Consider the following 3,002-nt stretch of genomic DNA (forward strand, 5'->3'; position numbering starts at 1 on the left):
ATCCTCACGCAGATAGATCCTTACACGGCCCTGGGCAACGAGCTAGGGCGTCGCATCCGGGCCCCGTTCGCGCCAGATCCTGACCACCGCTTGCTGAGCCTGGCAGCGGGCGCTGGGCACCCGAAGTTCGTCATTGAGTATCCAGCCGCGCTGCGCGCTTGGCCGTGCGCTGGCGGCTTCGACCAGTTGCGCATGCGGCAGGCAGCGAGTACGCGAGGGTTCGGCGGCCAGCGCGAAGGGCCTGGCCTTGTCGCCGGTGAAACGTCCTTCCAGTCGAACGCAGGCCTCCGGAATCACGCGCAGGGTGAGGGTCACGCCATCGGCTTGTGCCGGCAGGGGCTCGCGGCGGATCTCCGGCGTCGGATCGGCGGCAAACGCAGTCCCGAGCAGGCCGGACAGGCCCAGAGTCAGCGCGCAGTCCAGTCGTGAGGCGGGGCGAGTGGATGGCATATGGCCTCCGAATGGATGGGGCAGATCCGGACGAGCCTGCCGACAACCAGGAAGGACAGGCGGTTCAGATTGCCACGGACTGCCTGAATCGGGAGCAATGGCCGGTTTTTCGACGCAAAGCCGTTCCGATTGCGCCGCAACTGCGCGATAATTGCACGGTTGCCCCGGACGCGGGCACGTCTACCACCTGCAAATTCAGATACCTCCGGGGAGAGTTCCATGCTGGAGCAATACGGTTTAGTGCTGGCGCTGGTCTGCGCCGGTATCGCGATCCTCTACGGCCTGTGGTCGGCCGCGTGGATCAACAGGCAGCCCGCCGGCAACGAGCGGATGCAGGAAATCGCCGGCGCGATCCAGGAAGGCGCGCGCGCCTACCTCAACCGCCAGTATTCGACGATCGCCATCGCCGGCGTCGTGCTGCTGGTGCTGATCGGCCTGTTCCTGAGCTGGCATACCGCGATTGGTTTTGCCATCGGCGCGGTGCTGTCCGGCGCCGCCGGCTACATCGGCATGAACGTGTCGGTGCGCGCCAACGTGCGCACCGCCGAAGCCGCGCGCAGCGGCATGGGCCCGGCGATGAACGTTGCCTTCAAGGGTGGCGCAATCACCGGCATGCTGGTGGTGGGCCTGGGCCTGCTGGGCGTGGCCGGCTACTGGTACGTGCTCACCGGCCCGATGGGCGTGGCCGACGCCGAGGCCCTGCACGCGCTGGTCGGCCTGGCCTTCGGTTCCTCGCTGATCTCGATCTTTGCCCGCCTCGGCGGCGGCATCTTCACCAAGGGCGCCGACGTCGGCGCCGACCTGGTGGGCAAGGTGGAAGCCGGCATCCCCGAGGACGATCCGCGCAATCCGGCGGTGATCGCCGACAACGTGGGCGACAACGTCGGCGACTGCGCCGGCATGGCCGCCGACCTGTTCGAGACCTACGCCGTCACCGTGATCGCCACCATGCTGCTGGGCGGCCTGATGGTCGCCACCGTCGGCCAGCACGCGGTGCTGTACCCGCTGGTGCTCGGCGGTGCTTCGATCATCGCCTCGATCATCGGCGCCTTCTTCGTGAAGGTCTCCGGCAGCAACCCGAACATCATGGGCGCGCTGTACCGCGGCGTGATCGTGTCGGCGGTGCTGGCGGCGGCCGCGTTCTACCCGATCACCACGTCGTTGATGGGTGATTCCAGCTTCGGCGCGATGAACCTGTACTGGTGTGCGCTGATCGGCCTCGTCCTAACCGGCGTGATCGTGTGGATCACCGAGTACTACACCGGCACCCAGTACGGTCCGGTGAAGCACGTCGCCCAGGCCTCCACCACCGGCCACGGCACCAACATCATCGCCGGCCTCGGCGTGTCGATGAAGTCCACCGCGCTGCCGGTGCTGGCGGTGTGCGCCTCGATCCTCGGCGCCTACAAGCTGGGCGGCCTGTACGGGATCGCGATCGCCGCCACCTCGATGCTGTCGATGGCCGGCATGATCGTGGCGCTGGACGCCTACGGCCCGATCACCGACAACGCCGGCGGCATCGCGGAAATGAGCGAGTTGCCGGCCGACGTGCGCAACGTGACGGACCCTCTGGACGCCGTGGGCAATACCACCAAGGCCGTCACCAAGGGCTATGCCATCGGCTCGGCGGCGCTGGCCGCGCTCGTCCTGTTCGCCGACTACACGCACAACCTGCAGACCGCGCATCCGGACGTGCAGTTCACCTTCGACCTGTCCAACCACATGGTCATCATCGGCCTGCTGATCGGCGGCCTGATCCCGTACCTGTTCGGCGCGATGGCGATGGAAGCCGTGGGCCGCGCGGCCGGCGCGGTGGTGGAGGAAGTGCGCCGCCAGTTCCGCGAGATCAAGGGCATCATGGACGGCACCGGCAAGCCGCAGTACGACAAGGCGGTGGACATGCTGACCAGGTCGGCGATCAAGGAAATGATCGTGCCGTCGCTGTTGCCGGTCGCGGTGCCGGTGATCGTCGGTCTGGCGCTGGGCCCGCAGGCGCTGGGCGGCTTGCTGATCGGCACCATTGTGACGGGCATCTTCGTGGCCATTTCGATGACTACCGGCGGCGGCGCCTGGGACAACGCCAAGAAGTACATCGAGGACGGCAACTTCGGCGGCAAGGGCAGCGAGGCGCACAAGGCCGCCGTCACCGGCGACACCGTGGGCGACCCCTACAAGGACACCGCCGGCCCCGCCGTGAACCCGCTGATCAAGATCATCAACATCGTGGCGCTGCTGATCGTGCCGCTGCTGCCGGTCAACGTCGCCAACACCACGGCGACGACCGAGCCGATGGCGATCGAAGCCCCGGCGGCCGGTGCGCCGGTCGCTGCCGTGGCGCCGGCGGATCAGGCGGAAGCCGCGAACGTCGATGCCACCGATGTTGCGATGGACGAGGCGCCTGCAGCAGAGGCGGCGCCGAACGCGGCTTCGGCCGGGGGCGAGGATACCGCCGGGCAAGCCGGACACGAGAGCCCGACTGGCGAGTGATCGTCGGAGGGCATCGAGTCATGAAAACGGCGACCGCAAGGTCGCCGTTTTTTTGTGTGTCACGC

Annotated in this window: 2 protein-coding genes; one reads left to right on the forward strand and one right to left on the reverse strand. The window is 67.6% G+C overall.

Features of this window, described 5'->3' with window-relative positions; translation table 11 throughout:
* Positions 1-42: 42 nt before the first annotated feature.
* Positions 43-450: a hypothetical protein gene (locus Q0X16_RS02775; RefSeq protein ID WP_297830391.1), complete on the reverse strand. Its 408-nt coding sequence runs from the start codon at positions 448-450 to the stop codon at positions 43-45.
* A gap of 219 nt (positions 451-669) precedes the next feature.
* Between Q0X16_RS02775 and Q0X16_RS02780 the strand changes: the two genes are divergently transcribed.
* Positions 670-2,937 (forward strand): sodium-translocating pyrophosphatase, encoded by a 2,268-nt coding sequence (locus tag Q0X16_RS02780; protein WP_297830393.1) that lies wholly within the window; start codon positions 670-672, stop codon positions 2,935-2,937.
* The last annotated feature ends 65 nt before the right edge of the window (positions 2,938-3,002 follow it).

Source organism: Thermomonas sp. (assembly GCF_025993755.1).
Taxonomy (GTDB): Bacteria; Pseudomonadota; Gammaproteobacteria; order Xanthomonadales; family Xanthomonadaceae; genus Thermomonas.